The organism is Pseudomonas sp. S2_B10 (assembly GCF_054668425.1).
The window spans coordinates 5,628,472-5,652,888 of record NZ_CP162768.1; the positions used below are offsets into that span (position 1 = coordinate 5,628,472).

At 54.5% G+C, this 24,417-nt stretch carries 34 protein-coding genes and 3 tRNA genes; 26 read left to right on the forward strand and 11 right to left on the reverse strand.

Annotated elements, in window-relative coordinates:
* Positions 1-188: 188 nt before the first annotated feature.
* Positions 189-1,268 carry a hypothetical protein gene (locus AB4O45_RS25090; protein ID WP_460160718.1) on the forward strand — a complete coding sequence of 360 codons (1,080 nt, stop codon included), beginning with the start codon at positions 189-191 and terminating at the stop codon, positions 1,266-1,268.
* Between the two features lie 54 nt (positions 1,269-1,322).
* Here AB4O45_RS25090 and AB4O45_RS25095 read toward each other — a convergent pair whose 3' ends face one another.
* Positions 1,323-2,396: a 3-deoxy-7-phosphoheptulonate synthase gene (locus AB4O45_RS25095; RefSeq protein ID WP_305382876.1), complete on the reverse strand. Its 1,074-nt coding sequence runs from the start codon at positions 2,394-2,396 to the stop codon at positions 1,323-1,325.
* Between the two features lie 605 nt (positions 2,397-3,001).
* Between AB4O45_RS25095 and AB4O45_RS25100 the strand changes: the two genes are divergently transcribed.
* The 6 genes from AB4O45_RS25100 (at position 3,002) to AB4O45_RS25125 (ending at position 6,889) form a co-directional block, all read left to right on the forward strand.
* Positions 3,002-3,445: a GNAT family N-acetyltransferase gene (locus AB4O45_RS25100; RefSeq protein ID WP_460160719.1), complete on the forward strand. Its 444-nt coding sequence runs from the start codon at positions 3,002-3,004 to the stop codon at positions 3,443-3,445.
* Positions 3,446-3,572: 127 nt separating this feature from the next.
* A complete protein-coding gene (gene gacA / locus AB4O45_RS25105) occupies positions 3,573-4,214 on the forward strand; it encodes a response regulator transcription factor GacA (RefSeq protein ID WP_024012761.1) in 642 nt (213 codons plus the stop codon).
* 2 nt (positions 4,215-4,216) lie between these two features.
* Complete coding sequence (gene uvrC / locus AB4O45_RS25110) at positions 4,217-6,040, forward strand: excinuclease ABC subunit UvrC (RefSeq protein WP_460160720.1); 1,824 nt, start codon at positions 4,217-4,219, stop codon at positions 6,038-6,040.
* A gap of 32 nt (positions 6,041-6,072) precedes the next feature.
* Positions 6,073-6,633, forward strand: coding sequence for a CDP-diacylglycerol--glycerol-3-phosphate 3-phosphatidyltransferase (gene pgsA, locus AB4O45_RS25115; protein ID WP_041478738.1), 561 nt, complete (start codon positions 6,073-6,075; stop codon positions 6,631-6,633).
* A 60-nt stretch (positions 6,634-6,693) separates the two neighbouring features.
* Positions 6,694-6,769: transfer RNA gene (locus AB4O45_RS25120), tRNA-Gly, on the forward strand.
* Positions 6,770-6,815: 46 nt separating this feature from the next.
* Positions 6,816-6,889: transfer RNA gene (locus AB4O45_RS25125), tRNA-Cys, on the forward strand.
* 86 nt (positions 6,890-6,975) lie between these two features.
* Here the strand turns inward: AB4O45_RS25125 and AB4O45_RS25130 are convergent.
* The gene (locus tag AB4O45_RS25130; RefSeq protein WP_164488345.1) at positions 6,976-7,509 is read right to left on the reverse strand and encodes a GAF domain-containing protein; all 534 of its coding nucleotides are present in this window, start codon (positions 7,507-7,509) and stop codon (positions 6,976-6,978) included.
* A gap of 490 nt (positions 7,510-7,999) precedes the next feature.
* Between AB4O45_RS25130 and AB4O45_RS25135 the strand changes: the two genes are divergently transcribed.
* Positions 8,000-8,086 (forward strand) — tRNA-Leu (locus tag AB4O45_RS25135).
* An 82-nt stretch (positions 8,087-8,168) separates the two neighbouring features.
* Here the strand turns inward: AB4O45_RS25135 and AB4O45_RS25140 are convergent.
* The 3 genes from AB4O45_RS25140 to AB4O45_RS25150 all read right to left on the reverse strand — a co-directional run bounded on the left by AB4O45_RS25140 (position 8,169) and on the right by AB4O45_RS25150 (position 9,812).
* On the reverse strand, positions 8,169-9,200 hold the full coding sequence (locus AB4O45_RS25140; protein WP_460160721.1) for a tyrosine-type recombinase/integrase: 1,032 nt from the start codon (positions 9,198-9,200) through the stop codon (positions 8,169-8,171).
* A gap of 1 nt (position 9,201) precedes the next feature.
* Positions 9,202-9,408 (reverse strand): DUF4224 domain-containing protein, encoded by a 207-nt coding sequence (locus AB4O45_RS25145; RefSeq protein ID WP_460160722.1) that lies wholly within the window; start codon positions 9,406-9,408, stop codon positions 9,202-9,204.
* Positions 9,409-9,473: 65 nt separating this feature from the next.
* Positions 9,474-9,812, reverse strand: a complete 339-nt coding sequence (locus AB4O45_RS25150) for a hypothetical protein (RefSeq protein WP_460160723.1) — start codon at positions 9,810-9,812, stop codon at positions 9,474-9,476.
* 579 nt (positions 9,813-10,391) lie between these two features.
* Between AB4O45_RS25150 and AB4O45_RS25155 the strand changes: the two genes are divergently transcribed.
* The 3 genes from AB4O45_RS25155 to AB4O45_RS25165 all read left to right on the forward strand — a co-directional run bounded on the left by AB4O45_RS25155 (position 10,392) and on the right by AB4O45_RS25165 (position 11,762).
* Entirely contained in the window at positions 10,392-10,715 is a 324-nt protein-coding gene (locus AB4O45_RS25155) for a hypothetical protein (protein ID WP_460160724.1), read from the forward strand.
* Between the two features lie 5 nt (positions 10,716-10,720).
* Positions 10,721-10,993 carry a hypothetical protein gene (locus tag AB4O45_RS25160; protein ID WP_460160725.1) on the forward strand — a complete coding sequence of 91 codons (273 nt, stop codon included), beginning with the start codon at positions 10,721-10,723 and terminating at the stop codon, positions 10,991-10,993.
* 160 nt (positions 10,994-11,153) lie between these two features.
* Entirely contained in the window at positions 11,154-11,762 is a 609-nt protein-coding gene (locus tag AB4O45_RS25165; RefSeq protein ID WP_460160726.1) for a DUF1353 domain-containing protein, read from the forward strand.
* Positions 11,763-11,921: 159 nt separating this feature from the next.
* On the opposite strand, the gene AB4O45_RS25170 is transcribed toward AB4O45_RS25165, so the two are convergent.
* From AB4O45_RS25170 to AB4O45_RS25185, 4 genes are all read right to left on the reverse strand, one after another.
* Positions 11,922-13,178: a hypothetical protein gene (locus tag AB4O45_RS25170; protein ID WP_460160727.1), complete on the reverse strand. Its 1,257-nt coding sequence runs from the start codon at positions 13,176-13,178 to the stop codon at positions 11,922-11,924.
* Between the two features lie 154 nt (positions 13,179-13,332).
* Positions 13,333-13,623 carry a HigA family addiction module antitoxin gene (locus AB4O45_RS25175; RefSeq protein ID WP_460161522.1) on the reverse strand — a complete coding sequence of 97 codons (291 nt, stop codon included), beginning with the start codon at positions 13,621-13,623 and terminating at the stop codon, positions 13,333-13,335.
* Positions 13,624-13,647: 24 nt separating this feature from the next.
* Positions 13,648-13,926, reverse strand: coding sequence for a type II toxin-antitoxin system RelE/ParE family toxin (locus AB4O45_RS25180; RefSeq protein WP_460160728.1), 279 nt, complete (start codon positions 13,924-13,926; stop codon positions 13,648-13,650).
* 209 nt (positions 13,927-14,135) lie between these two features.
* Complete coding sequence (locus AB4O45_RS25185; RefSeq protein WP_460160729.1) at positions 14,136-14,408, reverse strand: hypothetical protein; 273 nt, start codon at positions 14,406-14,408, stop codon at positions 14,136-14,138.
* A gap of 163 nt (positions 14,409-14,571) precedes the next feature.
* Between AB4O45_RS25185 and AB4O45_RS25190 the strand changes: the two genes are divergently transcribed.
* Positions 14,572-15,471, forward strand: coding sequence for a DUF6387 family protein (locus tag AB4O45_RS25190; RefSeq protein WP_460160730.1), 900 nt, complete (start codon positions 14,572-14,574; stop codon positions 15,469-15,471).
* A gap of 196 nt (positions 15,472-15,667) precedes the next feature.
* Here AB4O45_RS25190 and AB4O45_RS25195 read toward each other — a convergent pair whose 3' ends face one another.
* Positions 15,668-16,123 (reverse strand): helix-turn-helix transcriptional regulator, encoded by a 456-nt coding sequence (locus AB4O45_RS25195; RefSeq protein ID WP_460160731.1) that lies wholly within the window; start codon positions 16,121-16,123, stop codon positions 15,668-15,670.
* A 142-nt stretch (positions 16,124-16,265) separates the two neighbouring features.
* Here AB4O45_RS25195 and AB4O45_RS25200 point away from each other — a divergent pair, with 142 nt between their 5' ends.
* From AB4O45_RS25200 to AB4O45_RS25210, 3 genes are read left to right on the forward strand one after another with little or no spacing between them, the layout of a single operon-like run.
* Positions 16,266-16,424, forward strand: coding sequence for an Arc family DNA-binding protein (locus tag AB4O45_RS25200; RefSeq protein WP_460160732.1), 159 nt, complete (start codon positions 16,266-16,268; stop codon positions 16,422-16,424).
* Complete coding sequence (locus AB4O45_RS25205; protein WP_460160733.1) at positions 16,411-16,809, forward strand: DUF3077 domain-containing protein; 399 nt, start codon at positions 16,411-16,413, stop codon at positions 16,807-16,809. Before AB4O45_RS25200 ends, AB4O45_RS25205 begins: the two co-directional genes overlap by 14 nt.
* On the forward strand, positions 16,806-17,600 hold the full coding sequence (locus AB4O45_RS25210; RefSeq protein WP_460160734.1) for a phage antirepressor KilAC domain-containing protein: 795 nt from the start codon (positions 16,806-16,808) through the stop codon (positions 17,598-17,600). Before AB4O45_RS25205 ends, AB4O45_RS25210 begins: the two co-directional genes overlap by 4 nt.
* Positions 17,601-17,644: 44 nt before the next feature.
* Here the strand turns inward: AB4O45_RS25210 and AB4O45_RS25215 are convergent, their stop codons facing one another.
* Positions 17,645-18,070, reverse strand: a complete 426-nt coding sequence (locus tag AB4O45_RS25215; protein ID WP_460160735.1) for a hypothetical protein — start codon at positions 18,068-18,070, stop codon at positions 17,645-17,647.
* A 98-nt stretch (positions 18,071-18,168) separates the two neighbouring features.
* Between AB4O45_RS25215 and AB4O45_RS25220 the strand changes: the two genes are divergently transcribed.
* From AB4O45_RS25220 to AB4O45_RS25270, 11 genes are all read left to right on the forward strand, one after another.
* Positions 18,169-18,414 (forward strand): YdaS family helix-turn-helix protein, encoded by a 246-nt coding sequence (locus AB4O45_RS25220; RefSeq protein ID WP_460160736.1) that lies wholly within the window; start codon positions 18,169-18,171, stop codon positions 18,412-18,414.
* A gap of 4 nt (positions 18,415-18,418) precedes the next feature.
* Positions 18,419-18,904 (forward strand): phage regulatory CII family protein, encoded by a 486-nt coding sequence (locus AB4O45_RS25225; protein WP_460160737.1) that lies wholly within the window; start codon positions 18,419-18,421, stop codon positions 18,902-18,904.
* A gap of 146 nt (positions 18,905-19,050) precedes the next feature.
* A complete protein-coding gene (locus AB4O45_RS25230) occupies positions 19,051-19,431 on the forward strand; it encodes a hypothetical protein (RefSeq protein ID WP_460160738.1) in 381 nt (126 codons plus the stop codon).
* Positions 19,431-19,652, forward strand: coding sequence for a hypothetical protein (locus AB4O45_RS25235; protein WP_460160739.1), 222 nt, complete (start codon positions 19,431-19,433; stop codon positions 19,650-19,652). Before AB4O45_RS25230 ends, AB4O45_RS25235 begins: the two co-directional genes overlap by 1 nt.
* Before the next feature lie 3 nt (positions 19,653-19,655).
* Positions 19,656-20,429 carry a helix-turn-helix domain-containing protein gene (locus AB4O45_RS25240; protein WP_460160740.1) on the forward strand — a complete coding sequence of 258 codons (774 nt, stop codon included), beginning with the start codon at positions 19,656-19,658 and terminating at the stop codon, positions 20,427-20,429.
* A gap of 289 nt (positions 20,430-20,718) precedes the next feature.
* Entirely contained in the window at positions 20,719-21,216 is a 498-nt protein-coding gene (locus AB4O45_RS25245) for an ATP-binding protein (RefSeq protein WP_240998073.1), read from the forward strand.
* On the forward strand, positions 21,213-22,580 hold the full coding sequence (locus AB4O45_RS25250; protein ID WP_460160741.1) for a replicative DNA helicase: 1,368 nt from the start codon (positions 21,213-21,215) through the stop codon (positions 22,578-22,580). Before AB4O45_RS25245 ends, AB4O45_RS25250 begins: the two co-directional genes overlap by 4 nt.
* The gene (locus AB4O45_RS25255; protein ID WP_460160742.1) at positions 22,577-22,867 is read left to right on the forward strand and encodes a hypothetical protein; all 291 of its coding nucleotides are present in this window, start codon (positions 22,577-22,579) and stop codon (positions 22,865-22,867) included. The genes AB4O45_RS25250 and AB4O45_RS25255 overlap by 4 nt, the downstream gene beginning before the upstream one ends.
* Entirely contained in the window at positions 22,864-23,253 is a 390-nt protein-coding gene (locus AB4O45_RS25260) for an antiterminator Q family protein (RefSeq protein WP_460160743.1), read from the forward strand. Before AB4O45_RS25255 ends, AB4O45_RS25260 begins: the two co-directional genes overlap by 4 nt.
* A gap of 147 nt (positions 23,254-23,400) precedes the next feature.
* A complete protein-coding gene (locus AB4O45_RS25265; RefSeq protein WP_460160744.1) occupies positions 23,401-23,676 on the forward strand; it encodes a hypothetical protein in 276 nt (91 codons plus the stop codon).
* A gap of 85 nt (positions 23,677-23,761) precedes the next feature.
* Complete coding sequence (locus AB4O45_RS25270) at positions 23,762-24,211, forward strand: hypothetical protein (RefSeq protein WP_460160745.1); 450 nt, start codon at positions 23,762-23,764, stop codon at positions 24,209-24,211.
* Positions 24,212-24,417: the final 206 nt, after the last annotated feature.

Below are 24,417 nucleotides of genomic sequence, written 5' to 3' on the forward strand. Positions count from 1 at the left end.
AATCGGAAGTTCAGTGGGTCGTTTGTCGGCATAACCGCGTGACCTCTGCTGTTGCCTACTTTGCGAGTAGCGGTTACGCCGTTGTCGCGGTGGATTCGGCTGACATCCGGAACGTTCAAAGAGGTCCTCAATGTAGATGTCAGTGTCGTCATTCGGGGCGGCACGTTTTCCAGGGAGTGGAAGCGAAAATGAATAGCCATGAAATCGAGTTTTGCTGGCGGATGCGCCAGCCGATGGTTGCCGAAGTGTCTATCGAACCTCTGGTCGCGCCAACGATTGACGGGCTCCAAGGGAGCGTGTTGGATCCTTCGCTGGCCAAGGCCATCGTTCGCATTTCCCCTTATGCCAACATGAGCTGCGGCGATCAGATCGTGCTGTCTTGGGAGGGGCTGGATATCGAAGGCTTTGCCTATCAATACGAGAGTGTTCGATTCATCAGCCAGGTCCAGGTTGGCAAAGACGTCATCTTCGTCATCAAGGCGATGCATGTCGCTGCGCTGGACGGGGGCTCGCTGGAGGTTTACTGGACACTGCAAAGTGCGTCCGCGCCCAAGGCAGTGGAATCTGCTCGCCTGCAACTGTCTGTCGGGGACGTTGGACCGCATCTGTTGGCGCCGCAAATAGAAGGCTCGGTAAACGGAGCGCTGGAGCCGTCGCGAGTGGTCGAAGGCACCCTGGTGACCCTGCAGCCTTACGCTCGGATGTCAGCGGGCGACCGGATCATGCTGTCGTGGCATGGAGATGCTTCGCCTGAAATATTCACCGACTCGTTGAAGGTCGAGGCCTGCGCCGTCGCGCAAAGCCTGTCCTTCTGGGTGCCGGCCAGCTACGTCGAAGCGCATCGTGGTGGCGAGGTGGTGGTCGCCTACCGTGTTGAACAACGCTGTGGAGCCATCCGAACCTCGGAGCCTGCGACGGTTTTCATTGGGCCGGCAGTGCGTGCTGAACTGGCCGCGCCGGATATTGTTGGGACGATCGATGATGTGCTGTCGGTGAAGGACTCGATAGAGGGGGTTTCCATTCTGATTGAAGACCCGCTGGTGCAGGAAGACGAGTTGGTCTATCTCAAGTGCGATGGTGATTTTTTCAGTCATCGCGATGATCTTGAAATCACTCGGGAGGCGGCCGGGCAACCGGTGAGTTTCATTGTTCCCCATCGGTTCTGGCGCGAGCACCACGGCACGACGGTGGAGATTGCCTACACCATCGAACGTCTGGACGATACCAGTCAGCAATCTGCCGTGAGGCGGATCAGCATAGTGGCATAACCTGGGGAAGGTCAGCCCTCCGCGCTTCGTATGGAACGGGAGGGCGATCTGCGATCAGGCCCTGGCGTTAGCGAGGCGCCGTGCGGCGTCGGTCAGCAACTGTTCCGTTGCGTCAAAGCCGAGGCAGCCATCAGTTATCGATACGCCGTAGCGTAGAGAGGTGCTCAGCGGCTGGCAGCCTTCGAACAGATGAGATTCCAGCATCGCGCCGATCAGCGAGTGGTTGCCACGCAGGCGTTGTTCAAGCACCTCGTTGAACACGGCTGGCTGACGCAGTGGATCCTTGCCGCTGTTGGCATGGCTGCAATCGACCATGATCCGGTTGGGGATCTTCAGTCGGCTGAGCTCGGCGCTGATGTTGGCCACGCTGCTTGCATCGTAGTTCGGCCCTTGATGGCCTCCGCGTAGCACGATGTGGGTATCAGCGTTGCCAGCTGTCTGCACGATCGCCGGATGCCCTTGGCTGTCCACGCCGAAGTGCCGATGCGCATGGGCTGCCGAGCGCATGGCGTCGACAGCAATGGCGGCGCCGCCGTCGGTGCCGTTCTTGAAGCCCACGGGCATGTTCAAGCCACTGGCCATTTCGCGGTGGATCTGCGACTCGGTGGTGCGGGCTCCAATGGCCACCCAGCTCAGCAGGTCATCAAAGTAGCTGGCGGCCATGGGTTGCAGGAGTTCGGTAGCGACCGGTAGTCCGAGCTGGATCATTTCCAGCATCAGTCCGCGCGACAGCGTCAGACCGGCAGCCATATCGTCAGTGCCGTCCAGATGCGGATCGTAGGCCAGACCTTTCCAGCCGACCGTCGTACGCGGCTTTTCGACGTAGGCGCGCATGACCAGCAGCATTTCACTGCTGACATCTTCGGCCAGACGAGCGAGTTTGCTGGCGTACTCAATCGCTGATTGCGGGTCATGGATAGAGCAGGGGCCAACGATGACCAGCAGGCGTGGGTCTTCACCGTCAAGGATGGCGCGCACCGCCTGGCGATGAGTGTTGACCTGTTGATGCAGGGAATGGCTGAGCGGCAATTGCTGTTTGAGCTGCAACGAGCTGGGCAGACGCAGGGTCAGTGCTTCGTTGGCAGAATCGAGGGTGGACAGCGGCAAAGCGGAAACTGAAGAGTTCATGTTCGGTCTTCCTGGGCGGATGGCGGGTTTTTCCCGCGCACTCGGCCCTACTGGGGTGTTCGACAAATGGCCGTACTGGCTAGGCATGTGTGTTTGCCACCTGTGGGTGACCGATCGGAGGCGGCAGGCTGTCCCGAGCGGAGGCTGGTAAATCGTCAGGCGCTAAAGCTGTCGTAACGGTAATAAGTGGCGTGGTTCATGGTGTAATCCTCGAAATGTGGTGTGTCGCTGAAAGTGATGGGCCTGAAAAAACAAAACCCCCGGTCGGGAGGCCGACCGGGGGTTGAGAAATCTCTGGTAGGCGACCCGTTATCATGGGCGCCGTTTGGGTATCAGGCGCGCCAGTGGCTAAACCAATACCCAAAATAAAAATTGTCAGGAGCGCAAGTGTGATTCACCCGGGCAGCCGCGACCGAGCGCAGGGCGCTGGTGGTGCAAGACTGTGGAAGGGTGTTGAACATGTGCTGTCTCCGTTGAATGCGCCGAGCTTACTCGACGCTGATACGCATCAGCAATCAGAAAATGCTATTGCCCGCCGCTCAAAACGCCTATCGCTGGCAAACCATGCGGGTGAAGGGCAACTTTGCAGTCATTGAGAAAGCTGAATGAGTTATCGAATCCGGCATGCCACCCGTGATGATCTTGCTTTTGCGCGGGATCTGACCTGTCGCAACATGCTGCGCTATTACATTGACCACGACCTGTTGTGGCAGGACGAGGCGTTCGACGCAGGCTGGCAGTATCGTGACAACTGGATGATCATCCAGGATGAACTGGCGATCGGTTTTTTCAGTCTGAGCGAGGATGCGCTGGCGCTGTACATACGCGAATTGCAGATTGATCATCCCTGGCAAGGGCAGGGCGCCGGTTCCTGGGCCATTGGTCAAGTTACCGAAATGGCTCGTCAGGCAAGACGACCGGCACTGCGACTGACAGTGTTTGACAATAACCGGGCGCAAGAACTGTATGCACGCAAAGGACTGCGCATCGTGGGCAGGGATGAGTGTTTCCTCAGGATGCAGCTTGATTTGAGTACAGCTGTGCTCTGAAACCCACAGCCGGCAAGCCCTGAATGATGAATTGAAACTTTTTAAATGCGGCTTTCCGCTAGGTCTGTCTGGCACTTTTTGCTAAGGTGTCCGGCATCCCAATAAGACCATATCGCGAGGTGTCTGCTTGATTAGGGTGCTAGTGGTCGACGACCATGATCTCGTTCGCACAGGCATTACACGAATGCTGGCCGATATCGATGGCCTGCAGGTGGTGGGTCAGGCCGAGTCAGGTGAAGAGTCCCTGATCAAGGCCCGTGAATTGAAGCCTGACGTAGTGCTCATGGACGTCAAGATGCCCGGCATTGGCGGCCTCGAAGCCACGCGGAAGCTGCTGCGCAGCCACCCGGACATCAAGGTGGTTGCCGTTACGGTGTGCGAGGAAGACCCTTTCCCGACGCGTTTGCTGCAGGCCGGGGCGGCTGGTTACCTGACCAAGGGCGCGGGTCTGCCGGAAATGGTTCAGGCCATTCGTCTGGTCTTCGCCGGGCAGCGTTACATCAGTCCGCAGATCGCTCAGCAGTTGGCAATCAAATCATTCCAGCCCACCAATGATTCGCCGTTCGATGCGTTGTCCGAGCGGGAAATCCAGATTGCGTTGATGATTGTCGGTTGCCAGAAGGTCCAGATCATTTCCGACAAGTTGTGCCTGTCGCCGAAAACCGTGAATACCTACCGCTATCGCATTTTCGAGAAGCTTTCGATCAGCAGCGACGTCGAGTTGACACTGCTCGCGGTGCGTCACGGCATGGTGGATGCCAGCGCCTGACCATGACCGAGAAATTTGATTCCAGTGCTTTCCTGTCGACCGTCAGCGGTCGGCCCGGCGTCTATCGCATGTTCGACAGCGAAGCGCGCCTGCTCTATGTCGGCAAAGCGAAAAACCTGAAGAAACGTCTGGCGAGCTACTTTCGCAAGACCGGGCTGGCGCCGAAGACGGCCGCACTGGTCGGCCGTATCGCTCAGGTCGAGACGACCATCACCGCCAACGAAACCGAAGCGCTGCTGCTGGAACAGACGCTGATCAAGGAGTGGCGCCCGCCGTACAACATCCTGCTGCGCGACGACAAATCCTATCCGTACGTGTTTCTCTCCGACGGGCAGTTTCCGCGCCTGAGCATCCATCGCGGGGCAAAAAAGGCCAAGGGCAAGTATTTCGGCCCATATCCGAGTGCCGGTGCCATACGCGAAAGCCTGAGCATCCTGCAAAAAACCTTTTTCGTTCGCCAGTGCGAAGACAGCTATTACAGGAACCGCACCCGTCCGTGCCTGCAATACCAGATCAAACGCTGCAAGGCGCCGTGCGTGGGGTTGGTCGAGCCTGACGTCTACGCCGAAGACGTGCGCCACTCGGTGATGTTCCTCGAAGGTCGCAGCCATGCGCTGACCAACGAGCTGTCCACGGCGATGGAAGAGGCAGCGATCAATCTCGAGTTCGAGCGCGCGGCCGAATTGCGTGACCAGATCGGATTGCTGCGCCGGGTACAGGACCAGCAGAGCATGGAAGGCGGAACCGGCGATATCGACGTGATTGCCGCATTCGTCAACCCCGGCGGCGCCTGTGTTCACCTGATCAGCGTGCGCGGCGGGCGAGTGCTGGGCAGCAAGAATTTTTTCCCGCAGGTCGGCATCGAGGAAAACGTTTCCGAAGTCATGGCGGCGTTTCTCGGCCAGTACTACATCAGCAGCCCCGAGCGCGATTTGCCGAGCGAACTGATCGTGAATGTGGTTCACGAAGATTTTCCAGCGCTGATCGAAGGGATTCATACCTTGCGCGGCCGCGAATTGGCCATCAGTCACCGGGTGCGCGGTACCCGTGCGCGCTGGCAGCAACTGGCCGCGACCAACGCTGAGCAAGCGTTGGGCGCGCGTCTGGCCAACCGTCAGCACACCGCCGCGCGATTCGACGCGCTGGCCGAAGTGCTGAATCTGGATGAGCCGCCGCAACGTTTGGAATGCTACGACATCAGTCATTCCAGCGGCGAAGCGACGGTTGCCTCCTGCGTGGTGTTCGGGCCGGAAGGCGCGATCAAGTCGGATTACCGCCGCTACAACATCGAAGGCGTCACTGCCGGCGACGATTATGCGGCCATGCACCAGGCGCTGACCCGCAGGTTCAGCAAACTCAAGGACGGAGAGGGCAAGTTGCCGGACATCCTGCTGGTTGACGGTGGCAAGGGCCAATTGTCGATGGCCCGCGATGTGCTCAACGAACTGGCCGTGCCGGATCTGATCCTGTTGGGCGTCGCCAAAGGCGCCACGCGCAAGGCCGGTTTCGAAACGTTGTATCTGAATGATGCAGCGCACGAGTTCACCTTGCGCGGCGATTCGCCCGCGTTGCACCTGATTCAGCAGATCCGCGATGAGGCACACCGCTTTGCAATTACGGGGCATCGCGCCCGTCGCGGCAAGACCCGCCGAACCTCGACGCTTGAGGGTGTCGCAGGGGTAGGGCCGACGCGCCGCCGTGACCTGTTGAAACATTTTGGTGGATTGCAGGAGCTGTCTCGTGCAAGCATCGAAGAGATCGCCAAAGCCCCGGGGATCAGTAAAAAGCTCGCTGAGTCGATTTATGCGAACCTGCATAGTGAGTAGAATGCCCCTTCACCTCGTAGCCAGTTGTGCCGATGAATATCCCTAATCTGATTACCGTTCTACGCGTCCTGCTCATCCCGATCTTCATATTGCTGTTCTATCTGCCTTACCAATGGAGTTACATGGCCTCCGCTTCGGTTTTTGCCTTTGCGGCTGCAACCGACTGGCTCGATGGTTATCTGGCGCGCCGATTGGAGCAAAGCACACCGTTCGGGGCGTTTCTCGATCCGGTCGCCGACAAGCTGATGGTCGCTGTTGCCCTGGTCTTGCTGGTGCAGGAACACGGCAATCTCTGGCTTACGCTGCCCGCAGCAGTCATCATCGGTCGCGAGATCGTGATTTCGGCGCTGCGCGAATGGATGGCCGAACTCGGCGCCCGGGCACAGGTGGCCGTTTCCAATCTCGGCAAATGGAAAACAGCGGCGCAAATGCTCGCGTTGGTGATTCTGCTGGCTCATCCAAAGGCATTGAGCTTCTGGGTCGTGCTCGGTTATACGCTGCTGATCGTCTCGGCAGGGCTGACCCTGTGGTCGATGGTTCAATACCTTCGCGCCGCCTGGCCGCACCTGAAGACTGATGTAGAAAAGAAATAAAAGTTTTTTGAATCAAGGGGTTGACGGGGCTTCTTAATTCTATAGAATGCGCCACACCAAGCGGGAATAGCTCAGTTGGTAGAGCACGACCTTGCCAAGGTCGGGGTCGCGAGTTCGAGTCTCGTTTCCCGCTCCAATTTGTACAGTGTTTGTTGTTGCGCTACTGACAGCAAATACTTTGAGGCCGAGTAGCAAAATGGTTATGCAGTGGATTGCAAATCCACCTACGCCGGTTCGATTCCGACCTCGGCCTCCACTATCAAAAACCCCGTAGATCAATGATCTACGGGGTTTTTTGTTGCTTGTGGGAAAAGTGTGGTGTTCCGCATCGTTTGAGTAGGGTCACTCAGTCAGACACGCTCCGGTCTTGATATGGCTGGCACCTTCCACCGTCAGATTCGAGAAAAAGATGCAGCCAATAAGGCGTGCGAATAACGTCAGTGTGTCCGCAAGATCCGGGTTATCAAACAGAACGGCCCTTGAATCCAGAGCACATAGGGCACCCCAGAGTCTTCCGTCCGGCAGGAAAACAGGCGCGCCTGCGTAGCTTTCAATTGAATACTGCTTCACCACAGGACGTGACGACAGTCGTCCATCCTTGCTGATTTGTGGAAGGAAGAGGGCTTGAGGATTTCGTCGAAACTCACTGCAGAGCGTAGTTTCCAGATCCAGCGTATCGCCTACGTTTATTCCCAGTTCAATCGGATCGTATGCCGAACAGACGATCCATTCCGTTTCCGTGAATTTTGCGATTCCGGCAAAGCGTGTACCGGTCAGGCGGGTGACAAGCTGCAGGATATTGGTGGTCGCTTCGATCTCGGCGATCGCCGAGCGCTCCTCTTGGCTTAAAGACGCTTTTAGAACGGTGTCACTCATTTGCATGGAATCAAATCTCCTGATTGCTTGTACATCCCTGAGCTCTGCTCTGGTGACGTTCTGTGAGGCGTGATCGTGGTTGAAGGGGGGCGTGCTGATACCCTTTGATTATTGATTTCGGCGCCAACCTTTAGCGTAGACATCCCGTCCAGACTTGGGTTGCCTGCTCATAATCTCAATCGATGAAACATCTGTCACCCGTGCAGCCAAGGTGATGGTGAGCATCTGAATCTTTTGAGTTTATCGCCACAATTTCCAGTCTTGTTGCTGCGATTTGCCAGTTACCTCGGCCTCTACTTCAAGCAAACTCCGTAGCTCCCTGATTTCTGAGGCTTTTTGATTTTCTGCGGTCAGCGATATTTAGTTCTCAAATCGCGCACTCCAAACTTGCTTCACCGGGACGTGATGTATATATTCCCCGCTCGGCTTTTCAAGCGGTCATCCTGTCAGGATCCAACCGCAAGGCTGAGCAGAGCAATACCGCGCTACCGCCCGAATGGCGAAACTGGTAGACGCATGGGACTTAAAATCCCCCGCTCGTAAGGGCGTGCCGGTTCGATTCCGGCTTCGGGCACCATCTTAAATCAAGGGTTTGCGGGCGAAAGCTGATGCAAACCCTTGTTTGTTTCCGGTTCGCAATTCTGACAGTGGTTCGCAATTCACTTTGTGGGCATGACCTTTTTGCCCTTACGATTGCGGATGTACTGCTCGGTCATCACCACGGTGGTATGCCCAAGTTGATCTTTGGCCTGCATGATGTCGCCGCTCGATTCGGCTTTATCGGTACCAGCCTTGGCGCGTAAATCACGCATCTGAAACTCGGCCTTTTCAACTCCTGCGGCCTCTCTGGCCACATCAAATCTCCTGCGCAACATCGCCTCCGTCATCGGAGTGCCATCTTCTGCCACGATCAGCCGCGTCGAGCGGACTTTGTGTCCGGACTTTCGGGCCATGATTCGATCAATCAAAACTTTCAGCTCACCGGTTACTTCAATCCGCCGCTTGGCCTTCGTTTTTCCCTGGAGTACCCAGATCTGGTCATCGCGTATGTCTCGTTCATCCATGAGCCGAGTGTCTGTCACTCGCTGGCCGGTCAAATAGGCCAAGTCCATGGCATCGCGCAGTCCGGCGTCGGCCTTGTCATGCACGCGCTTGAACAGTTCATCCTCGACATAGGTGTCCCGGCCCGTTTCTTTGTTGCCCTTGATGCCAGAACACGGGTTCGCCAGCGACGTGTAGCCCTTATCTCGGGCGTAGTTCCAAATGGCGCTCAAAAGAGCCTTTTCCCGATTTGCCCGAACAGGTGCAGATTTGCGCCAGGTTAAATACTGGCGGACATGAAGCGGTTCGATGGTTTCGAGCGGCGCCGGCGGATCATCGAAGAACGCCATCAACTTTTTCAGTTCCCGCACGTTGTCTTTCCGAGTGCTCTCCGCCTTGGTCGGTACTACATCGACCATGTATTTCTCGGCCACGTAGCGAAACGTGACGACCTTGGCCACCAACTCAACCGCGGTTCGATCACGTTCGAGTTTCGCGTATTCCATAATCGCCAAGCCGTAATCGCTGCCCAGCGCGATTTCTTTGCGGTCTTTTCCGCCCAGTTCGTAGTAATAGTAGATCCGGCCACTTGCCTTTTTGCGTTCCCGCAGCCGAGCAATCGATCCTGGTTTACTTGGTCTTCGTCCCATCTCAACATGCCTTTCTTGGCGTCCATAACGGTTTTTCTACTTCGAACGACCCTACGGCGGTAACGGCCAGAGCCGTAACTGCTGGCCAGCCGCTGCGCTTGATTGAGTGCCTGATCCCGTTTTTCTTTAGGTTCAGGATCTGTCCAGCCTTGGTCCGCGCTCCGGTTAGCTCGCAAAGCTCTTCGTGCGATAAAAATTGAATGTTCATGAGTGATCCTGGCCGCGAGTGGTGACTGCAAAAGAACGATCTTCGTATATCGATTCGCGTACGCATCAGCTAGCAGCAGTCGAACTGCTCTGACGAGTTGGGAACGCTTCGCCCTCCCAGCGTCCGGGCTTGCCGCGAATTGCCCCATAGTGTTCGTAGCGTCGAGGGATCTTGCTGACGAACAGCTTCTCGCACGCATCAAACAAAGCTTTTTCTCCCTCAATGGCAATCAGCTCTTGTCCTGCAATGGAGCCCACCTGAATCCAACCCGATTTGTCGCGACCGTAGTTTTCAGTCTTGAACAGGCGATAACGGTTTCTGTGTCCAGTACTGGGCGATGAGCTTTCGGTGTTCAGGTAAAAGTGAGTGCCAGCCTGGTACGCGCGAAGGATTGTTTTAGCCATTGTTCCGCTCCTCCTTCGATACTGAGCGAAGGTTCAGCAGCTTGATACCGCAGGCCCTAGCGAGCTCCTGCAGATCTCGCACGGTGGTCTGATCTCGTTTCCTAGCCATGCCCAGGTCTATAAGGCGCTGGCCGAACTCCGCGAATTCACTTGCTGGACTCTGTGGTTGAGTACTCACTGCGTTTCCTCTCGGGTTAAGGCTTGCCAACGACTCAGTTTCTCTAGGGCGAGCAAAGTCCTGCCGCGTTGTTGGCATTCGCAAAATTTGGTGAAGGCTCTAGGTCTGCCATGAGGCAAAGGAGAAGTGATGCAAAAATAGCAAACGCTAAACGACTGGTCAATACAAACTGCTAAATGATATTTAGCTAATGTGTTGAGAGAGCGGCAGGTGCAACGCGGTGCTGCTCGTAGTGGCGATTTAATGGTGCTACATTTTGGCTGGGGGCATCTGCTTAGGCCAAGAGGGGCGCATCGTCGTGGCGAGCGAGCGAGCGAGCGGGCTGTGCCGCGCTTATTTGAACGGCGATATTCGAATAGCTAAGGCGGGACCGAAAACCATGGATAGGGACAGGAAATCCAATGAAGAAGCTAGTCGCCGTAGGTATTTGCGCAGCAATCGGGATTGCAATTTACACGCAGATCACACTATTCGTTGTACCGCCAATTGGCGCTGTCCCTGAAGGGCGAACAGTCGTGATGCTCAGGTTGAATAAGACAAATTTCGTTGATAGCCCAGATGCTATGTGTGAACGAATCCAGGGTGGGGTTAGCTTGCTCTGTCGTGGAATGGTTATGGCTGCGGTGGTGGAAAAAACCAAAATTATCGCTCGTCTTCCTTACTCAGATTGGCTGTATTTGGTTTCTACCGACGGAAAAAGATTCGAGCGCTCACCAGGGCAGTGAAGTAGATGGCAGATCTAATACAAGGGCTCGACGGACCCAGAACAGCCCAGCAGGAGCTGTTTTACGACCTTGAGGATGCAACCGCAGTCATCGGCTGGTCAGTCGCCGAGTTGACCAAGATGGCCAGCCGCAGCAAATCGCCTGATGAGGCAATAGCGCTTATGAAAATCTCCGCTTTACTGAAGGATCAGCAAGAAAAAATCCGCCGCCACGCTGACGAGGTTAAGGCGGGAAGGATTGTTCGGGTTGATTCTTTCAGGCCTTACCACATCGAGTAGACATTATTCCGTCGTGGAATCGTCCCGCCTATTGACGAAAATGATCCCACCTCGCCAACCAATTCACATACCAGCCCTGTCGTTAAATTGCCTGTGTTCATCGTCTTGCCTTTATATGCTGCCTGTCTATGCTTCCGGAAACACAAGGAGCGGCGTAGAAATGAAACTATGGACTCTCGTTTTTGTATCGTTAATTCTGGCTGGGTGCGCAGCTGGACCGCCGACGCCTGTTCAGCCCTTCCCGTTGCACGATTATTGGATCTTAACTAAAGACAAAAATTACGAAATAGGTTCATCTGGAACCTACGTGACGATACCTGCAGGTTTCGTCACCGATTACGCCAGCATTCCCAAACCACTATGGACGATCGCTTCGCCGCACTCAGATTACAGTGAGGCCGCCACCATCCACGACTACTTGTACTGGACCCAGTCATGTACCCGCCTCCAGGCTGATAACATTTTTCTCATCGCTATGAAGGAGGAAGGGGTGGGTGGGTTCAAACGTTGGGCAGTTTATAGAGCCGTTCGAGGCGCAGGTCAAAGTTCATGGAGTGAGAATGCTCGCGCTGTAAGTGCGGGATTGCCTCGCTGGGTTCCAGCGTCTGGGTGGGAGATCACCAATAAAAGCAATTGGCCGTCCATGCAGAAGGATCTTTTTGATGCTGGTATTCGTGATTCCATTCCTGCAAAAAACCAGCCCTACTGTGCATTAGGTGATAGCACGGATGTGCCACTTGGAGTTCCTAAAGAAGTGGCGTCAAAATAGTTATCCTACAAGGCTCCAGCATGGCCCGGCCTAATGTCGGGCCATGTCGCTCTATCTTGTGCCACCATACAAATCATCTATTCTGTATCCGGCTGGTGGAGCAGTCTCTCGTCTACAAATATCCCGCCCTTTGCGGACTTTCTATAGTCTGCGTTTAGCTCAAGCTTCGGCGTTGATTTGGGTCGTATGGGGGAGGGTGGCCGCGATCTCCTCCATCGTCGCCTTGTCCTTGTCAAAGTAGGCAGCGCCGGCGTTTGTTACCGGGAACTGGTGGTCTCCAATCTCGACGACGTCTGCCAAGGCAAATAGTGAGATCAGTTCTAGTGCTTTAGCTTTTCCGATCTCGACTCGTCCTGCCCCATCATCTTCGTTTATCATCGCCGAAAAATCCTCTGCCTCTTTCCGTGTATTGAAGAGCTGCAGCAAGTCGATCGACCAGGATTTGCCGTGGTCGTGATATCGCACGATGTCTGGCTCTCCATTGCTCAGAAGGTAATAGGCGCTCTTTTGCCCGAGTGATTGAGCGTCGGGATGGTTGGGACCTCTCCGAATCATCCAGGCGCCGTTGGGCCCTTTAGCACTGATATGCGGTATCAGCGCGAATTGATCGATAGTCGGCTCATCATCAAACGGGTAGTAGGGTAAAGCGGGCCTACCGAGATGCAAGACTTTGGCGCCGCACTTTAACTTTCCCCGATGGCTCTCTGACGCATCCCAATCTCCATAAGGTGAGTGCTTGGCCATCAATCGAATGATCGCTGGTACTAACGCTTGAGATTTTTTGCCCATCATTGGCGCGACTCGAATGAGCCTGCGGTCACGCTCGCTGACGGCCGCTGTCGGGATGGGCTCGAGATCGTCCCGGGTGATCTCTACAAAGTCCCACTCGATGATGCCGTCTTTCTCCTGGTTCACTAGCTGCTGAAGCCGCTCAGGTTCCATGTACAGCTGTTCCTGTCGTAGTGGGATGGCGTCCGTCTCGCGTTTTGCGCGGCCGGCGCTGGTGACAGGCTTAATTGAATCGATCGCCGCTCTCCAATCGCAACCAGGCTCTGTCCAGATCAAAATTGCGTCAGGGAAAACGACACCTGATGTGCTGCTCTCTGGTTTTCCGAAGTAATAGCTAACGTACGGAAGAGCGCCGAAGAAAGTCATCGTTATTTTCCGAGGCGCAGGGTGGGTGCCTTCAACGAGTCGATACTCGAGGACGAGATCTAGGTCGCCACAAGTAATTGCGCCGCGGGCGTACGATCCAACAGCCCATAACGAAGTGATCTCAACCCGGGACGTAGCTGCTTTGTTGAAGAAGTCTTTGTGAGCGATGGTTCGGATGGATGCCTCGTCTAGCCTCTGGCAGATCCGCTCCAGCTTCTTGGTAAACCACTCGCGGGGATAGCGCTTTTCGAGTGCGGCCATGCTGTTCACTCTTCACACGGGGTGAGGAGACTGAACGTATCACCCTCGGCAGCTAAACCACCATTAGCAATGGGTACAGTGAGATGCCCCCTCCCGCGCGCATAAAAAACCCGGTCTATAGCCGGGTTTTTTTCGAGCGACCTGCTGCTTACTGTCAGGCGATCTCTGGAGCACGCTGGACTTGTTGAGCGATGTCCGCACCGTGTTCAATTTCTGCTTTGCGTATGTCATAGGCTGATTGCAGGTTGGCCCAGAACTGTGGGCTCGTATCGAAGCATGTCGCCAAGCGCAGAGCTACGTCAGCGCTGACATTACGACGCTCATGGACAATATCATGCACCGTAGGTGCAGAGACATTCAGCAGCCTCGCCAGCGCGGTAGGGGATAGATCCATGGGATGGAGATATTCTTCCCTGAGAACTTCGCCCGGATGGACGGGGCGCATACCGTTAGTAAACACAATTTCACCTCAGTGGTAGTCTACAATTTCAACGTTTTCTGGTCCGTGAGCACCCCAGGTGAAGCAAATGCGGTACTGATCATTGATTCGGATGCTGTGTTGACCTTGTCGGTTCCCTTGTAGTGCTTGCAGCCGATTGCCGGGCGGTGAGCTTAAGTCTTGGATGGTGGCCGCCGCATTGAGCATGTTCAGTTTCCTTTGCGCGACAGTCAAGATAGCCGTCCACCTCCTGGAGGATCCCGTGGTGAAGAGGCTCTCGGTGTCGCCGCAGCGAAAACTTATGATCATTATTAACGCTTAACGTTAGTCGTTAATTGGATTGTAGCGCCGCTGCGGTTCTTCAAGGGGGATCCCGATGGGTGGTTGCCAGCACCATGCGGTAGCCACGCGCACGGTCCTCCCCTCCAAATATATTTTTGGTGATGCAACTGTCGATCATCGCAAGGCCTGGAAATCACTGGGGGAGAAATGAAGCAAATCCATAGAAGGTGGCCTTACTACATAATTTCGCCATTACTTAAATTCTCTATGGCTGATATGACTTCGGCATGGTGCTTTTTCGCATCGTCCCAGGCATTCAGAGCGACCTGTTTAGCTGACGCCGCTTCGTGAGCTGCATCCGCCACTTGGCTTTCCAGGTTGACGACAATGGCATCCAACTTGTCTACTTTATCGTTCAGCTTATGCAGCAGCTTCCGGATGGCTAGGGCCTCGTAGAAAGCCGCGGCAGCAAAGATAAGGGCAATGAGGTAGTGATAATCAAAGTCCATTTCATGCACCGGGTTTAACGATTTCCGCAAATCGGAAATCTGTTCAGGAGCCTAGCGGGTCATTCGCAAATCGCACGTCCCTCACCATCACGTCTCAGCTATTACATTTTGCTAACTGGCGATAGACTGGATGTACCCCTAGTTGACTGCATTGGAGGCGTCAATGGCGCGGCTGAGTAATCCTATACGCGGAGTATCAGATATTCCGAGCTGGTTTTCTTTAAGTAACTATGAATTTTTAGCGGGGCTTGATAGTGCGGGGTGGTATGAGCAGCTTTTTGCAAGGGAACAGCTCTTCCTTATGCTTGGTTATCGAGAAAATAATAAGATGCCACTTGCTGAGGAAGATTTGGCATATATGGCTGCCGTAGAGATATGGAGCAAAACAAATATCTCTTTAAAGGATTCCAGTGTTTTGTCGGCTATGTGTGGGCATGATGGTGCGAATGGTCGCGTTAAGTCTGAATATGCCAAATCCATTCATTCACTGACTTATCGGCAGTATTTACAGCAGGAAGGACAGATCAAAGATGAAGCAAAGGAAAAGGCTAATCAGTGGTGGAAAAATTTAAGTTGTGACGACTTTGATGTGGATGGCAGGAATTTAGAACTTGCATATGAAGTTATGGGGTTTATAGATCTGCCGCTCTATATGTCACAAAAAAGAACATCGCTACATGCTATAGCGGACGTGGATTTAACGATGCCAGATGCGATTTTGCTTGAGGCTTTTAAAGCGTGGCTTGCAAAGGCGAGGGATGATTTCTATCTCGGCTCACCAAAGCAGTATAGAAAAGCAGATTTTGCGTCGTGGGTCAGGCTTGGAGTAGTACCATTTATAGATCTTACTTCTTGGGCTGAACTCACAGGGGTAAGTATTTCTAACAGGTTAATGGCGAACTTGATTTTTCCAGCTGGAGATGGCGGGGAGGAAACGATTAGAAAGACAACCGCTCCTATCGCCAGGGAAATGGTTGGGCGGGGAGGGTACTCAGATAGAACTATTCTCGACACATTGTTGGCAGTTGCTGCCCATGAAGCCCGATCGGCGAGCAAAGGTTAATTCGGAAAACGTTCAGTCTTGATCCTTTCCGGAAAGAAGATGGCCCTTTTAAGTGCCTTCCAATCGCTAGTTTTGTGTGAATAATTGGAAACCATCGTAACCACAGAAGCTTTGTGAGGAGCCCGATGGTATGTATAGCGAGTGGAATAGATAAGTCAGCACAGGCGCAAAAAAGCCCGGTGTGTAGGGCTTGGGATTACTCGGAGATTTCAAGATCTCCATTTTCATCTGGGTCTGGCAGTGCATCGAACCGATCAACCATACCTGGAAACTCCTCTTCCATCATGCGGCGTGTCTCAGGATCCTTAAGTTTCATCCGGAGCCCGATGATCGTCAATTTTCGCATGAGCTCTTCAGTCGTAATGCCAAGCTTTTCCGCCTCAGCATCGAACTCCTTAGCTTCTTCTGCGCTGAGCTGGATCTCGATTTCCTTGGTGGTCTTCTTCAGTTCCGGCATCAGATCGTAGGCATCCATTTTCAGAACACGGGCCAGTTTGAGGGCGCCACCCAGGCGTGGTTTGGAGCGGCCAGCCTCGTATCTGACGATCTGAGGCTGACTGATGCCACTTTGCTCGGAAAGATCTTTTTGAGTAAGACCCGCTTCGGAGCGCGCCCATAGCAGGCGCTCCGCGAAAGATCTGTTATCGGTCATTTGGTCCCCGGAGGCTTCAATTGCTCGGTTTCATATCACTATACCAGAGAACAAATGATCTCCAATGATCACTATTGACAGATGATCTTAAGAGGTATCAAATGATCATAAGTGATCAGTTTTGTGCCGTCGGAGGTGGAAGATGAAGCAAGAAAAAAGTCCGTTGGTGATTCGTTTACCCGTGCCCTTGAGAGCGTGGTTGAGCGCGAAGTCAGAGGAGAACGGGAGGTCAGCGAACGGGGAGGTGGTTTTCCGGTTAAAGAAAATGATGGAGCAGGAGATGAGGCATGAAAAACAGTAGACATGAAAAAGCCCCAAGCGCGCCAACGCTTGAGGCCGATGAAGCAGAACGTCAATCTTCCAGGAAAAACGTCATGGACAAGCATACCGAAGTAAACGAAAAACTCAATGCTGGCGCTATCAAGGTGCCGGTAACCGTAGAGTGCTCATTCACTGCTTGCAACATCGAGAAGCAGAATCTTTTTGCAGTGCAGTCGAGAGTGCCGGCGGTGGACGCTCTCAACCAAGCCTCTTGCATTCTCTACAGCGTAAGGGAGTCGCTGTGTGAAGCCGGGATGCAAACGTTGGTCATATCTCCAAGCCAAGCGTGGTTGCTTCACATGGCAGTCGAGTCAGCCAAAGCAGTAATTGACTCTGTAGGAGAAGGTCTGGAGAAGCTCGCATGAACAACTCATTGAGCCAAACCGAACAGTCAGTCGATATCGCGGCACCTTTCCAGATCCAACAAGGCATGTCGTGCTCCACCATGTCTTCCCGCGAGATCGCCGACCTAACAGGAAAGCGCCATCCCGATGTGAAGCGCGACATCCAAGCGATGGCAAAAGACCTAATGGAAGATGTGAGCAATTTTGCGCGCATCTATCTGGACGGAATGAATCGGCAGCAAACCGAATACTTCCTTGACCGAGAGCATACAGACTGCCTTCTAACCGGCTACAGCGCGGCAATGCGTATGGCGGTCATCCACCGCTGGCATCAGCTTGAGGGTGGTGCGGTGCGCGTCATCGCCACATTGCCTGACTTCTCTGATCCAGTTGCCGCTGCTCGCGCGTGGGCCGATCAGGTCGAGCAAAAACGTGTTGTCGAGCAGGTAAGGCAGCAACTGACCAAAGTGAATCACGAACTGGAAGTGAAGGTTGAGCAGGACGCTCCGAAGGTGGCATTCCACGACATGGTCACGGTGTCGCACAAGACGTACAACGCAGCCCAGGCAGCAAAGATCATTGGTACCGGCCGTACGCGCCTGCTGCAGTTCATGCGCCAGAAGGGGTGGGTGACGAGGAGTAATGAGCCTTACCAAGCGAAGATCGAAGCTGGCCTGCTTGATGTGAAGCTGGGTACGTTTGAGCATCCTTTAGACGGCACAGTCCCAACCTGTTCAACGCTGATCACCGGAAAGGGGCTCACCAAGCTTCAGGCTATGTGGCAGAGCAGGGAAGAGGAGTTGCTGAAGTAGAAGGAGAGAGCCCGGCCTAGCGCCGGGCTTTTGCTATCTGGGGTTTATGGCTTTTCGGAGTTGGCTTTCTCGAGGAGGCCGGCGATGCCTTCCAGCAGCACCAGATCCGACTCCTTAAGCTTGCCCTTAGCTGCGGCTCTGGCCAGCTTATCGATGATGGCAATCGCCCTGGGGGAGGCTGTTCCTAGCATCGCTTGGTAAGCAGGGGACTGTTCACGAACGACCTCATGACGAGTGAACTCGCCCTCGATAACGTTAGAACCGTAGTGGCCCGGGTTAACCAGTACGCCAGGTGCCAAGCCGATCTTCTGCTCAAGATTAAGCGCCGCTTTTTCGCCCAAGCCTCGATGCCCATTGAGGATCTGCGACAAATAGGAAGCATCCAGATCGTGCTGGTCGGCGAATTCTTTCTGGCTGAGTTGGCCGATTACGCGCCGCAGCGCGTCGACCCGAAGAGTTTTCATATCCATGGGCGAATAGTGGTCTCGATTTAGCAGTTGGTAAATTACTAAGCGCTATTGCTATGCGATTTAGCATTGTGTAATCTGGACTTCTTTCGGAGATCACCATGACGCTACTAGACCTCATCCGCTCTTTGGAGCCGGCCCAATTGGATGCTCTAGCAGAGCGAAGCGGCACCAGCGTCGGCAACCTTAAACAGATTGCCTACGGGTATCGCCTGGCTGGTCCCGGGCTCGCCATCAATCTTGATCGTGAGTCGGGGAGGGCGGTGACGTGTGAAGAACTGCGTCCTGATATCGACTGGGCTTATCTGCGCAATTCACCTACCAGCTCCGAGCAATCTGCCGCCTGATCCGATGAGCAAAGTTTCGCTCATCGACAGGATGTGCTGCCACGACAACTGCCAAGAGGTTTCCCGAATGGAACAAGTACATCGCGCAATTCATGAGGCAGTGCTTGATGCGGGGCCAAAACAATTGGCTCACCTGATGGGCATGAGCCACACCGCGCTACTCAACCGCAGCAACCCGAATGACGACTCGCATCGGCTGAACCTGGAGCAGTTCCTACAGATTCTGGTGCACAGCAAGAACCCTGAGCCGTTGCAGTTACTGGCGAGTGCTCTGGGGTACGAGTTGGTGCCGCTGGTTAAGCCTGAAGGAAAAAGTCTGGTTCAAGCCTTGGTGCACCTGGCAGCTGAGTCCGGGGACGTTTCCCGGGCTGTCCATGATGCGATGGCTGATGGGCGTGTAACTCAGATCGAGAAGGCAGGCATCCAGAAAGAAATCGGCCATGTGCGGCAGAGCTTGCTGATGCTTGAAGAATCGGTGAAGGCGGCTTGAACACGCCAGCCAGGACAGGGCTTGCATTATTTCAAACGGGTGGATGATGAAATTCGCCCGGTCCAGAAAGTAACAAACCCGGCGGGAACCGGGCTTATCAATCGTCCTGTGCAACCAGGACAACACATCTCGTAGAGGTATTAATCATGGCACACGCAATTGGTGGTGAACAAGCTCGTCGGCTGATGTTGATCAACTATCCGCTGATTCGTACGCGCGACGACCTGAGTTTTACAGCTCGTGACGTTCAGGGGCGCATGGTCAATTGGCCCCGGAACAACCCTGGCGTCGCTGCCGACTGGGAAAAGGGTATGACTTTCTTCGATGAAGAAGTCAGCGCATTGGCGGCTTTTGACGAAACCGAAGCTTTTCATGCAATTCAGTTCGCCATCGTCGGTATGGGCGGTCGCTACACGAACCTTGAAATTGGTTTTGCTGAACGCGTTGCGGCGGCGGCAGTGCTGGGCTTGCGTGCTATGCGCAATGGTGAAGCTGATTTCGTTCCTGTAGATCGGGAGGACAACTGATGAGTGTTCTGCGAGAGCATCATCCCGAGCTCTCTACAGCCTGCAAAATCGCCGGGCCTTGGCCTACCTATGCCGGCTTCCGAAATCTCCCTGAGCGTGAGCGCTGGGTGCTTTACGGAAGCGCCAAGGCATATCGGCAGGCTCTGGAAGATCAGGGGTTCGTAATGGCCGAGTCATACGACGCTTTCATCAAACGCGTCACTGACGAGATGGAGCTCTGACGTATGAGTCTTCTTTTCAACTTCCGCCCCCTGGTCATCAATCCGCAGCTTGCAGAACGGATTGGGCTGAACGAAGCGATAGTGCTGCAGCAGCTTAAATACTGGCTGAATGAGACTGAGTCAGGTGTAGAGCATGAGGGGCGTCGCTGGGTCTACAACACGGTCGAACAGTGGCAAAAGCAGTTCCCCTTCTGGTCGAACGATACCGTCAAGCGGGCGCTCACTTCGCTCCAAAAGCAGGGCTTGGTTATGGTTGAAAAACTGGCCAAGGCCAAGCATGACCAGACAAACCATTACACGATCAACTATCAATCGGCTGCCCTGATCGAACAGGGCATTTTGCACCAATCAGAAGAGGGCAATTTGCCCCAATCGGTTGGGGCAGGATGCCCTGATCTTCTTACAGAGATTACAACAAAGACTACTGCAGAGATTTCTTCGTGCAATTCGGGTGATCCGCTGAATGGGTTTGAAGAGTTCTGGAAGCTTTACCCGAACACGAGGGGTAAGAAGGACGCACGTAGGGCATGGCTAAAACTGAACCCGAATTTAGAGCTTCGCCAAACGATGATGGCTGCGCTGGGCAAACACTGCCTATCTCGCGATTGGACGAAGGATGAGGGGCAGTTCGTGCCGATGGCGTCCACTTGGCTGAACGGTGAACGGTGGCACGACATACTTAAGCCAGCCGCTGCTAGCGCAAGCTCGGCTTATCACGGTCTGCCGAACCATTCGCATGAAATGTATCCGGAGGTGAAGAGTGGCGCGAATTTCTAATTTTTGCAGACAGCCTCGTGTCCGCTTCTTTGATCTCGAATGCCCGATGCATGGCTCGGTGAGCAGTTCCGAGATTGAGCAGTTCGACGGCTCTGTATTGACTCGTGGTTGCAAGAATTGCCACTGGGAAGCTTTGCACACAGCTCCGAAGTCGACGGAGGCTCACGTCCTGGCGAGGGGTAGGAAGAAAGCGGAAGACCTGAACAGGCTGCTCGTAGGCTCTGGTATTTCCCCGCGTTTTAGCGGGTGCACATTCGACACCTACAGGACCGCTGAAGGAGGGGCTGGTATGGCCAAAGCTCTAGGCGCCTGTAAAACCTATGTTGCCCAATTTACCGATAACTATGCCGCCGGCCGTTCACTTGTCCTTTCCGGCAATGTCGGTAACGGCAAAACCCATCTGGCTTGCGCGATGGTCCAGGCAGTCATCCGTGAGCACGGGGCTCAAGCGGTAATCGTCACCGCAGCTGAAATCATCCGTGTCTTCAAGAGGGCGATGGATCGCAGCGCCGAGTATTCGGACAAAGATGTCCTCGACGAACTGGCGAGTTTCGACTTGCTGGTGATTGATGAAATTGGTGCTCAAAGCGGCAGCGCATATGAACTAGGTGTTCTACATGAGGTGATCGATCACCGTTACCAGCTTGTCTTGCCGACTGTCGTGGTTTCCAACTTGGCTGCTGCGGATCTGGCTCGTTATATCGGAGACCGAGCGCTCGACCGCCTGCGCCAGGCCGGCGGGAAGGCTATTGGGTTCAACTGGGCATCCGCGCGAGGTGCTGTATGACACGAGAACTGTTTAGCGATGAGGCGGAGCACGCTCTGTTGGGCGCCATGTTGTTGGACTCCGATTTATTCGACTCCATTACGGCCCAAGTGCAGGTGTCGGACTTCCATGACCCAGAGAATGCTGCGCTGTTCCAGACGATGATCGGCTGTCACGCGGCTGGCTGTCCCGTTGACCCTGTAACGTTGCATGACTTCGCCGAGTACTTGCCAAGCGGTACCCGCACCATGGCCTATGCGGGCGAGCTCGCGCGCAACACGCCCAGCACTGCCAACTGGAAGGCTTACGCCAAGGTTGTAACAGAGCGGGCCGTACTGCGCCGCCTTGTGGACGCTGCTGACGCGGTGCGCGAACTAGCAACCGAGAACCGACCGGTCGCCGAGATCATCGCCAACGCCCAGCAGGCAATGGCGGATCTGCGCGACCTGCAAACCGGTGAGCCGGACTACAAACGGATGGATGAGGTGGTAGCGCGCAACGTTGAAACCATCGACGCAAAGTTCAACAAAACGGTGCTGTCAGGTTTGTCGACCGGGCTGGGGGATCTGGACAAGCTCATCCGTGGCTTGCGGAAAAAGACCGTCACCATCGTGGCCGGGCTGCCGGGGAGCGGTAAAACCACACTCGGCCTGCAGATCGCCCAACACATCGCGTGCAGCGGTGCAGGCGTCGGCATGGTGTTCTCTTTGGAAATGCCGGAGGAGGAGCTGGGCAATCGAGCGCTGGCTTCAATTGGCGGCATTGACCTGCGAAAACTTGATGATGGTCAACTGCAGGATGAGGACTGGCCGCGGATGACCTCGGCGGTGAGCAAGATCCTTGATGTTCCGCTGTTCGTTTCCGACAAATCCGGGCTGACCGTGGCGCGCATCCGCAGCATCGCCCGCCAGGTGCAGCGCGCTCATGGACTCGACGTGGTGGTGATCGATTACATCGGACTGATCGGCTCCGATGGCAAGGCGTTCAACCGCACTTCGGAGCTGGGAAAAATCTCGACCGGCATCGTGAACATTGCCAAGGAGCTGGAGGTGCCTGTGATCCTGCTGGCGCAACTGAACCGCAATTCGACGAACCGCCCGGGTAAGAAGCCAATCGCCTCCGACCTACGCGACTCCGGCCAGATTGAGGCGGATGCCCACTGCATTATCCTCGTTCACCGCGACAACGAATCCGAAGAGGGGCAGAACGGCGTTACTGAACTGATCATGCCCAAGTGCAGACACGCGCCGGTCGGCTCCTGTCTCGTTCAGCAGCAAGGCCAGTACGCCCGCTTCGTCACCTTCGCCGGTCACCGAGAGCCATCTGACGAAGAGATCGAGATGAATCGCCCCTTCGCTAGTAAGTACAGGGGAAACACTCAATGAATGATCGAGTTTCTGCAATGCTTCCGCGCAAGAGTATGAGTGATTTGGAGCGCCAGTTTTTGAAGATCGCAGGCGAAGAGTTGGCCAAGGCCAAGATTGGAGGTCCGATCGCGATGGCGTATTTGCTCGACATGGTCGCCAGCTGGCACGGTAGCCGAGCTCAGATCAGTTTCCACGACTTCGGCCAACGCTGGTTGATCGAAGGTAACGCCAAGAACAAACCTGCTGATCGGTTACTGCGTGATCTATTTGGACTAATTGATCCTGACCCGAGGAAGGCCGCATGAAAAAGCGAACGTACGTCGGCAAACCGTTGGGAGATACCGAGTGGCTGTTGGAGCAATGGGGTTTTTGGCGAATGGATGGAATGGGTGTGCCAAGTTACATATCCCCGCTTTACGCACTGATACGTGACAACACACCATGCGAGGGAGGGGTTAAGAACTACTCATTAACCGATGATCTGGCCCTGGTGTTGGACGGGGCTGTCGCCCGCCTGACAATTCGTGATCAACAGATGGGGAATTTCATCTGGTTGTACTTTGGCGCGAAATGGCCAGCTTTGAGAATTGGCAGGGAAAATGGCATCGGTGAGGCAAAGGCGCGGGAGGTCATTAAGGCTGGAGTCGCTTGGATCGATTGCGCTGTAGAGGCGATTCGCGAGGCAGCGTAAAAAAGTCTTTCCACGCGGATAACGACCTGTTTTCATGACACGGTGTTCAGCTTTTTCAGCGCGACACCACAGAGTAAACCCGGCCGCTGCGTCGGGTTTTTGTTTGTTGACTGTATGATCCTCGCTTTCACTCAAAAGGAAGTAGAGATGAGCACCACTTACACGCTGAGCCTAATCTCCAGTGCAGCGATTAAAGACGACGTTGGCCCGCTGCTCGGGCATAAAAATCTGTGGCGAGTCGAATGCGGCGAAAAGGTGGTCGCCTACTGTGTAGCTAAGGACCTTGCGGACCGTATCGCGCATGAGGACCTGTATCGAGTAACGGAGAGTGGATCTGGGAATATGTTTGCCTTCCCATCCCTCGATGCCCCTGTTGCCTTGTGCATTGGTACGGTAAACGCATTGCTGAGAAAGGCAGAGTGATGCAGGTATTTACGATCAAGCCAAGCCATTGCTTCAAGCTTTCTGTTGTGCTCTATTCAGCAGCCAAAATGTATGGAGCACGATAATGTTTCGTTTGAACAGGCTTGAGGAGCAGTATCAGGAGGCCCTTTCGGCGGATGTCCGCGAATGGGATATGTTGATCGATACCGTACGATTGATTGGTTCTGGTTTTGCTAACTACCTAGCGGCGTCCGAAGACTCCAACGCTATGAGTAATACCAGGCCGAAAGTCATTTTTGGCCCAGAGAGTGAAGACCACAGCATCGACGCCGATCTGTCCAAACTCTTACGAACTGGTCGAGATGTGCGATTCACTATAAGGCTCGACCTCACAGAGGTTCCAACCGAAGCCCCGCCAAGTTTTTTTATTTTTCGCCTTCAAGTTCAACCTCAAGAGAAAGGTGTTGCGATCACTGACACCGATTCCGGGGAGAGTATTCCTCTCGAAAGAGGCTTCGTATCAGTTTTCGAGCACCTGTATGGATTGATCCAGAAGCGTTTAGGGGTCAGCTAAAGATTCTTGAAAGTTCTCCAGCCTCGCCATCGTGCGGGGCTTTTTAATGGCCGCTAGTCGAGGAGATCGCACTCCATGTTTTCGAATCTGCTCTCATGAGTAAGCGCAACCCCTGCGCGTCTGACGGGCGAGAATCATGATCGACGATAACAACGGCCGTGAAGAGTAATATCCAGGACCAAGCGAGCAAGCGCCTGACTCTGGCG